Here is a 9191-nt window from a genome sequence, read left to right on the forward strand (position 1 = left end):
GCCGTCCTTGATGGTGTAGGCGAACACGTCGGTGCCCGAGGCGTTCGGGTTGGCATGGTAGCTGTAGCCGCCATTGGCATCGACCGTCAGCACGCCATAGGTTCCCGTCACCGTGGAGCCGGCGATGCCCGTCCAGGCGATCGAGGCGATGCCGTCGGCGCCGGCCGTATCGGCCGCACCGGTGCCGTGGGTGCTGGTCCCGGTCTCGACATTGCCGGTCACCGTCTCGCCCGACTGTGCGGCGTCCGTATCGGCTTTGGCTGTCGGGACGTCGTTGACGATATCGATGGTGAGCGTGGCGGAGGCTGGGTCGCCGTCGGAATCGACCACCTTGACAGCGAAATCGTCGTGAGTGCCGTTACCCGTGGTGCTGTCGAGCAGCGTGTAGGAATAGGTGTAGCCAGTCGCCGGCGTGCCGGTGATGGTCAGGTCGCCATACTGGCCGTGCACCAGGATGCCGCCGGCCGCGTTGGTCACCTCGATCTGGGTGTTGTCCTTGTCGGTGACATAGAGGTGGCCGATCGTGTCGCTGCCCGTGGTGATCGTGAGCGCGCCCGTCGTCGTTTCGCTGGTGTCGCTGTTGTTGTTGGCGTCGTTGTCGGCAATTTCGCCGGAGCCTGCTGGCAAGCCGTCATGCGGCGGAAGGCCGGCTTCGTTCGCCGCGCTGTGGCCGTTCGCGTCGGGGTTCTGAGGCGTTACGTCGATGGTCGGTATGGAATCCGGCTTCAGATTGATCGTCACCGTCGCCACCGAGGCGTCGCCGTCGCCGTCGACGATCTGGTACTGGAACGTCACGGTTCCTTCCTCGCCGGCAGCCGGCGTGTAGGTGAAGGTGCCGTCATTGTTGTAGGTGACCGTTCCGGCGCCGCCGGTCAGCGAGTTCGCCACATAGGCGACCTTGGTCGGATCGGCGATGTTGACGCCGTCCGCGCCTGGCACGTCGTTGGCGAACACGTTCACCGTCACCGGTGCGTTCTCGGTTGCCTGCGTGCCGATGTCGTTATGTGCAACAGGCACATCGTCCACAATCTGGACCGACAGCGTACCGGGAGCCGAGACATCGCCGTCTGGGTCGGTCACGGTCACTGTCATATTATCGAAAATGGGATCGCTGCCTGCTGGATGTGTCTCGCTGTGCAGCAGCGTGTAGGTGTAGGTCACCTGGCCGGTGCTGGCGTCGTAACCGCTGATGGTCAGCGTGTTGCCRAGCGGCGTGGTGATGTTGATCGGCGTCGACGCGCTGTCGGCAAGGGCAGCGCCCGAAATCACCTGGCCGGCAATCGTCAGCGAGCCGACACCGTCGGGCGAGGCGATGGTGAAGGTGCCGGTGTTGATCTCGGACTGGTCGCTGTTGGGGGCGGGATTCTGCGCCTCGCCGGAGCCTTCCGACCCCGAGCTTGCCGGCAGGCCCTTTTCATTGACCGTGGTGTCGCCGCCATCGACGGAAGGTGTCAAGTCGATGATCGACGGCGTTGAGTCGGGCAGGAGACTCGGAAACAGTTCACGATGTTCCGGCTGGCCGAACGCCAGATCCGTCGGCGGCAACAGTGCCGAAAGGCCGAACCCATCGCCAATGCCGCCGGGGGGAACTGAGAAGTCTCCGCCCGCACTCGAGGTTGAACCGCCTGGGCCCGCAGATATCGATCCGTCGGCGCCAAAGGCGACATCGACATGGCTTGCTTCCAACGCCGCGATCAAGGCTACGCGCGGCACTTCGACGTCGCCGATGAGGAAGGTCGGCACGTTCAGTGCGCCGTCCTTGATGACGATCACCGAACCGTCGGCCTGTTCGAGCACGAGGTTGTGGCCGTCGACTTTGATGTTGTCGATCGAGACATTGGCGGGAAGCTTCACCACATTGCTGGCGTCGGCCACATATTCGTGTGGTGCCGCTGCCGCCGGGGCCTTCGCCTCCGCGGGTGCTTCCGGCTTGACGGGCGTGCCGTTGCCGACATCGACAGGAACCGGTTCGGCGGCTGCCGGGGCGGCCTTTTGTGCCGGGGTTGCCTCCGCGACCTGGATCTGCGCCTGCGACGGCAGTCCGCTGTGTTCAGAGTGCTCRTCCCAAGAATKMGAGACGGTGTCCAAWTCGTTACTGTTYGTCATRGCCAAACCCCTYCRGCATTTCCCGGAAAGAGACAGTGGCCACCTCTACTTTGCAACTATCATGCAATCCATTTCATATATTCTGGTATGCTGGCTTCGGCATTTTTTACGCGTGGTAAACTCAAACCATATAACCGGATATACATGGGCTGGTATGCGATCTATCTGATAGGGGTCGGCACTGGTCACTTGGTAAACAGAAGTATAAATTCGTATAAAATTTTACACAAAATAGGGATTATCAAGTACAGGAAACTTATCCACCTTCCTTTCCARTAATTTGAGRCRRAATYGGTAGCGTCCACAGTCAAAGGTGGGCGTTATGACAAAAGAAAAATCTGCCCAAGGGGCAATCGGGCTCAAAGCGCTGCTACTGCTGGTCGGCATCATGAGCCTGCCGCAGCCGTCGTCCGCGAGCAATTTCCCGGCGCTTGTCGATCCTGCCGATGCGCTGCTGGCGAAGGTCGAAACGCCTTCCATCCTCGGTGGCGTTTCGCTCATGCGGCCGCAGCCCTGGCAGCCTGCCCCGGCCTACAGGATCGGCATGGTTCTCGCCAGCTATGGTCCTGCCGCCGTCGATCAGGAAAACGATTCTTCGACGACGCAGAACAATGCCGGGATCGATCCCATCCAGACCGCGGCGATCATTCCCGGCGTGTTCGGATCGGTCGCGCTGTCCATGCATAATTTTCCGGTTTCGGCACGTTGGGCGCCGGTCTACAGGGCAATCGTCGACTGTTCCACGGGCAGTGCGTGCGATGGCAAGAACAGCCTCTTTGTCGCGATCGTCAATGCTGCCAAGGACAAGCGGTTTATCGACAAGCTGTCCTTCATCAACTCAAGCATAAATCACGCGATCGCCTACAAGAAGGACAGCGTGGTTTACGGCAAGCTCGACTATTGGGCCAAGCCCACTGAAATTCTCGAGCATCGGGCGGGTGACTGCGAGGATTTCGCCATTCTCAAGATGGCGGCGCTGCTGCGTGCCGGTATTCCGGCGCAGAGCATGTCGCTCGTCGTCCTGCAGGATCGCAAGCGTGGCTTCTTTCATGCCGTTCTGTCTGTCAGCACCGGCAGCGGTGTGTTCATCCTGGACAGCCTGAGCAACGTGGTCTCGCGCGACAGCGATCTCCCCGACTACGTACCATTGTACTCGTTCAGCACCGACCGCGCGTGGATCCACGGCACCAGGCCCGGCGCGGCGCAAGTTGCCGATATCAAAGGCGGTCTTGCAACGGTCGCGCCCGGCGAGGGCTTGCAGCCATAGCGTTCCCAAGACAAGCGACGCAGCCGGTTCGGGCCCCGGCCGTGCCGAAGCGCGTTGCGTCGAAACGGATCCATGCCCGGCGCTTCAGGTCCTGTTTTTATGCATGTCGTCTTCGCCTTTTGGGCGACATGCGTTAGCCGCCGAAAACGAAGGCCATCAGCAGCTCCGGCTCGATCACCGGCGCTCGCACTGCGTTCAATTGCCCCCGGTAGCGGCGGTCGCCTGCGCCGATGACGAAACCGGTGGCGACCGGTGTTTCGCCATTGGCGTCGAGCCGCGAGAATATGTCAGCGACATTGAGGTCCAGAGCAAGCTTCAGGTCGTGGCGCGCATCTTCGTTTGGCGCCACCGGCAATTGGCGCCTGACCAGTTGCTGGAACGGCGCGTTGAAGGTCAGGATCCTCTTCGACGATGAGAGTGCAAAAGCTGGTGACGGACAGGCGACCAGAATGGCGTTGATCGTCTTGATCGACGCAAGCCTTCGCAAGGTCTGGTTTTCATCGGCCAATCCGCGCATGCAGGCCACCCGGATTGCCGACGTCAGGTTTCCKGTGTTGGCATGGCTCTCGGCGATCTCKTCGATCAGCATGCCGATCGTGCATTTGCGGYTTTCGGCCATCTGCTTCAGCGAGGTCCAGAACGCCCGCTCCAGACGAATGCCGCGTCGTGTGCCGCCACGCGCCACAACCCGGAATTCCAGCCCGAAATCCTCCGTCGCCATGGGCGGAAGCAGCCGTTCGCGACCGGCAGGAGGGGAGRTGGCGCTATCGCTCACTCATTGCCTCCTCACGYGCCTTGTTGATCGGCTTCATMAGRTAGGTGAGGATSGTYTTGCGGCCRGTCTTGATGTCGACCGAACAGATCATGCCGGGGATGATCGAATAGGTCTTGCCGTCCCGCGTCAGCGTCGACCTCTCGGTTGCGACGCGCACCTGGTAGTAGGGTTCTCCCGTCTTCTGGTCGACCAGGCTGTCGGCGGTGATGTTGGAGACCTTGCCCTCGATGCCGCCGAAGATCGAGAAATCATAGGCGGTGACCTTGATCAGCGCGTCCTGGCCCGGCCGGATGAAGGCGACATCYCGTGGTGAAACCCGCGCTTCGACCAGCAAGGTCTCGGAAGTCGGCACGATGCCGGCCACGACCGCGCCGGGCTGCACGAACGCGCCGACCGTGTTGATATCAAGCGTGTTKACGATMCCGTCGACAGGCGAGCGGATGTCGGTGCGCGCCACTTTGTCGGTGGCGCCGCGTATCGTCTCGTCCACCACCGAGAGGTCGGCCAGCGCCTGCGTCAGATCGCCGAGGGCCTCCTGTTGCAGCTGCAGGCCAAGTTCATCGACCTGAAGCCGGGCTTCCGTGATGGCCGACTTGGCTTTCTTGATGGTTTCTCCAGCGAGCGTCAGCTGACCGTTGAGCTCGGTCATCTCGCGCTCGACGCGGAGCTGCTCGGTACGCGCCATCAGGCCTTTCTTGACCATCGATTCAATCAGCTTTGCCTCCTGGTCGCTGACGGCCAGATTCTGTGTGAGGCGGTCGGCATTGGCGGTCGCTTCGTCCAGTTCCTTCTCCCGTTGGTCGAGGCGCGACTTGAGAACCGACAGCTTGACCTGGAAGTTGTCGCGGCGCGCGACGAGCAGCTTCTGCTCGTTGTCGCAGATCTCCGGGGCGACCTTCTGGATTTCGGACGGGCACGGAAATGAGCCTTCGAGATTGCCGGCCTGTTCGAAGGTGAGCCGGGCGATGCGGGTCTGCAGAGCCCGCGCCTTGGCTTGCTGCTCGCCAAGACTTGAGGTGTTGAACGTATTGTCGAGGCGGATGATGAGGTCGTTCTTCTTGACGATCTGCCCGATCGTCACGGCAATTTCCTGAACGACGCCCGGCTCGCTGGCCTGGATAATCTGGGTCTTCGATGCGGGTATGATCTTGCCGTCGCCGCGCGCGATTTCATCGACCTCGGCATAGGAGGCCCAGGCGACGGAAGACACAAAGAGTGCCCCGATGATGAATAAGGACGCCGACRCGAAGAGCGGCGGCCGGTCTTCCCTTGCAAGCATGTCCTACAACCCCAACGCATTGAATGCGTTCAATAAGTCTGTTTTTCAGGCGTTTGTTTTCTGCAGCGCCTGTATCACTTGATCCTTTGGTCCAWCGGCAACGATCCTGCCTTGCTCGATGACGATAAGACGGTCGGCCAGCTCGAGCATGCTGAAGCGGTGCGTCGAAATGATCAGCGTCGTGCTCCGGTCGAAAGCCACTTTGAGCTGCTTGATCAGCTGGCGCTCCGAAGCCAGGTCCATCGAGCCCGACGGCTCGTCCAGGAAAACGATTTTCGGTTTGGTCAGCAGCAGACGGGCAATCGCCATGGTCTGCCGCTGGCCGCCCGAGAGATTGGTGCCGCGCTCACCGACATTCATGTCGTAGCCACGCGGGTGACGGGAGACGAAATCGTCGACGCCGGCGGCTTTGGCCGCTGCGACGATCTGCTCATCGGTAGCCTCCGGACAAGCCATCAGGAGGTTTTCCTTGATGGTGCCCGAAAACAGATCATTGGCTTGCGCAACGATGCCGACCGCGGCGCGAACCTCCGATGGGTGGTATTGGCGGATGTCGATCCCGTCCAGCAGCAACTCGCCTGATGTCGGCAGGAAGAGCCTGCCGATCAGCCGGCCCATGGTTGTCTTTCCCGAGCCTATGCGACCGATGATACCGATCCGCTCACCGGGCTTCACCGAGAAATTCAGACCGGTCAGGACCTCATTCTCGGAGCCCGGATAGACGAAGCCGACATTCCTGAACGCCATGGCACCATTGCGAATGGGCCGGTTGACGAAACCCACCGTATCCGGGCGATCCTCCGGCTGCGCCATGATCGAGTTCACCATGCGCAAGGAGAGCATGGCCTGGCGAAGTCTGGACAGAGTAATGGCGATCTGGCCGAGCGGGGCCACCGACCGGCCCGCCAGCATGACGGTGCCGATGATGGCTCCGGTGGAGACATGTCCTTCCGAGAAGGCATAGGCACCGGCCACGATCAGGGCAACGGTGACCAGCTGCTGGATGGCCTGCGTTGTATTGCCGGCGGCCGCCGAAAGCTGCTTTATCTTCTCGGACGTGTTGGACGCGTTCTTGGAATGCTCTGCCCATTTTCGCAACAGATACGCCTCGGCGCGCAGCGACTTGATCGTCTCCAGCGTGGAGATGGATTCGACCAGCAGGGCCTGCCGTTGCGAGGCCTCGTTCATCGAGGCCGCGACACGCTTCCCGATGCGCCGCTGCGTGATCAGCCCAACGATCACGGACGCGACGAAGGCCAGCGCCGGTATGATKACCAGCCAGCCGCCTATCGCATAGATGACCACCAGAAAAACGAACACGAAGGCCGTGTCGATGAACACGCTGATGGTGTTCGACGTGAAGAATTCGCGCACGAACTCATACTGCGTCACCCGATTTGCGTATTCGCCCGTCGAGCCTGGCCGTGCCGACAGGGACGAGTTCAGCACTTTCTCGAACAGCAAATAGGAAATGCGCAGATCGGCCTTGCGCCCGGCATAGTCGATGAGCGACGCCCTGGCGGTCTTCAAAAGCAGGTCGAACAGGATGACCGCGCCGATGCCGATCGACAGCACCCAGAGCGTCGATATTGCCTTGTTCGGCAGGATCCTGTCGTAGACGTTCATGGTGAAGATCGGCGAGGCGATGGCCAGGAGGTTGATGAACAATGCCGACAGGATGACCTTCGAATAGGTACGCCAGAACGGACCCATCGTTCCCGTCAGCCAATGTCGCCGCTCGATCTTCGGCGCCGAACCGACGTTCATCCCTTCGGCAGCGTTGGCATAGGTTATCGAGAAGGAAACGCCGCCGCTGATGTAGCTGGTGGCCAGCTCGGATCTCGTAATGGTTACGCGGCCGTCTTCCTGGGGAGCGGTGGTGAATGCGCCGTCCTCGGTTTCGGCCAGCAGGGCAACCGGCAATTGGCTGACGCGAAACACGATAGCGGGGAGGTCGATGCGYCCSCGAAGAAAMTCRCGATGGCTGAACTCGGTGATTTCAAGGCCGATGCGTTCGGCAATATGCCGGATGGCRTCGATGTCGATGCGCGTGTCCGACAGCGGCACGCCGGCGAACAGCACCGTTTGCGCGCTCGGCCTGCCGAGATAGCCGGCAACGGCCGAGAAGCAGGCCTTGAACGCCTCCTTCGGGGAGAGGATGTTGGGTTGCTGGTTCACGATCCGCCCATAGGGACTTTCGATCGATCCTTACCTCAGCCTACTTTTTCCTGACCGGTGCCAGGATATCGAACGGCAAGTCGTTCTTCTGTTCCGACGGCGTCCGCGCATAGGTTTCGGTGTCGGCGTTTTCCGGTGCCGCGAACTCGGTCCGTGCGTAAGCCGCGGCCTGCTTTGGCGGGCGGATGTCCATCGTTTTCAGCAACTGCCCCGTGGCTGCCAGAAGCCGATACTGGGCAAAGAGAGAGGCGTAGGATGCGGTGTCGGCCAGCGTTGCCGTGTTGAACCGCGTATTCTGCGCATCCAGCACATCGAGCAGCGAGCGCTGCCCGACTTTGAATTGCTCGCGATAGGACGCAACCAGCTTCTCGCTGGACGCGGCTTGCAGCTTCAGGGTCTTTGCCAGGTCGGCTTGCCGGAAGCGGCGATCCCATGACGTGCGAACGGCTTCTTCGATYTCCCGCAGSACCTGATGCWGGGCAAGSCGCTGCTCGCTGGTGCGGCGGATYTGYTCYTGCTCGTTGGCCTTGTCGATGCCGCCSCGRTAMAGGTTCCASCGCAGCACCAGGCGTGCTTGCAGGTCGGACGTGTCTCCATTGTCGCCGTCGATGTCGTACCCAGCCCGAGCGACGCCTTCGGCGACGATCGAGGGGCCGTATTTCGCGCGGGCCGCGTCCACCAGCGAGGCCGCCGCTGCGATATCGCTGTTGGCCATATGGACGCGCGGATTGCTCTCCCGCGCAAGGCCGATCGCATCGTCCAGAGACCTTGGCAGCGCGCCGGAAACATCGCCCGGCCTCGATGCATTCGTGAGCGGCTTCCCGACGGTCTTGAAGAACCGTATCCTTGAAGCCTCCAGCTCCTCCGAGGCTTCCTGCATGCGGGCCTTGGCCGCGAACAGGCGCTCTTCGGCCTGTTGCCGGTCGGCCTCGTTCAACCCGCCGCCGGCAATGCCTTCCTGGATGTCGTGGAGAATCCCTTGATGAAAGCCCAGGTTCTTCTTTGCCTCTGACACGATCGAAGCCTGAAGCATGTATTCGAGGTAGTCCTGGACGACCGAGAGCCCGATGAACTCTGACCGCTCCAGGACACGAAATGATGCGCCGTCGACGCGTGAGGCCTGGCGGTTCAATTCGGCCCGCCTTGCGCCGCTGTCATATACGGTCTGTGAAATCGTCAGATCGGTTTCCGCCGGATAAAGCGCGTCGTGCTCTATGTCGAGCGCACGTCGCGACGAGTTGTCGAGGCGGCGAGCCCCYGCYGACGCTTCCAGGTCGACGCTGGGSAGATARAGCCCYTTSGCCTGSCGCAACTCGAAYTCGATTGCTTCGCGATTTTCTATGGCCTGGCCGATCTCGGGATTGGATTCGACGGCAACCGCCATTGCTTCCTGGAGTGTAAGTGCGCTCGCATTTGCGCAGGTCAGCATCGTAGCTGCCATCAAAAGACCAAGGCGCTTGCCCATAGTCGAGATGCTTGTCGTATTCATTTAACCCGCCCCAACGTTTCCCCCACGCCCTTTTCGAGCGCTGAACCAAGCCTGAGCCCGTCTCAGGGGACTATCCAACAATTTCAAGAAATATGTG

At 61.2% G+C, this 9191-nt stretch carries 6 protein-coding genes; 1 reads left to right on the top strand and 5 read right to left on the bottom strand.

The genetic code is table 11. From position 1 onward, the window contains the following. Positions 1–2106 (bottom strand): Ig-like domain-containing protein (locus tag AC1DX0_RS25430; RefSeq protein ID WP_477357249.1); only part of this gene is annotated, 2106 nt, incomplete at its 3' end. A 544-nt stretch (positions 2107–2650) separates the two neighbouring features. On the opposite strand from AC1DX0_RS25430, the gene AC1DX0_RS25435 reads away from it, so the two are divergent. Continuing rightward, positions 2651–3373, top strand: a complete 723-nt coding sequence (locus AC1DX0_RS25435) for a transglutaminase-like cysteine peptidase (RefSeq protein ID WP_477224039.1) — start codon at positions 2651–2653, stop codon at positions 3371–3373. Positions 3374–3506: 133 nt separating this feature from the next. On the opposite strand, the gene AC1DX0_RS25440 is transcribed toward AC1DX0_RS25435, so the two are convergent. Genes AC1DX0_RS25440 through AC1DX0_RS25455 form a run of 4 tightly spaced genes read right to left on the bottom strand, consistent with a single transcriptional unit; the run spans position 3507 to position 9094 of the window. Then, positions 3507–4148, bottom strand: coding sequence for a ribbon-helix-helix domain-containing protein (locus AC1DX0_RS25440; RefSeq protein ID WP_477357251.1), 642 nt, complete (start codon positions 4146–4148; stop codon positions 3507–3509). Beyond that, positions 4138–5427, bottom strand: coding sequence for an HlyD family type I secretion periplasmic adaptor subunit (locus AC1DX0_RS25445; RefSeq protein ID WP_477357253.1), 1290 nt, complete (start codon positions 5425–5427; stop codon positions 4138–4140). Before AC1DX0_RS25445 ends, AC1DX0_RS25440 begins: the two co-directional genes overlap by 11 nt. A gap of 45 nt (positions 5428–5472) precedes the next feature. Further along, on the bottom strand, positions 5473–7605 hold the full coding sequence (locus AC1DX0_RS25450) for a type I secretion system permease/ATPase (RefSeq protein WP_477357255.1): 2133 nt from the start codon (positions 7603–7605) through the stop codon (positions 5473–5475). Positions 7606–7645: 40 nt separating this feature from the next. After that, positions 7646–9094 (bottom strand): TolC family protein, encoded by a 1449-nt coding sequence (locus AC1DX0_RS25455; protein ID WP_477357257.1) that lies wholly within the window; start codon positions 9092–9094, stop codon positions 7646–7648. Between the last annotated feature and the right edge of the window lie 97 nt (positions 9095–9191).

The sequence above is a fragment of the Mesorhizobium sp. P3_A9 genome, assembly GCF_056402975.1.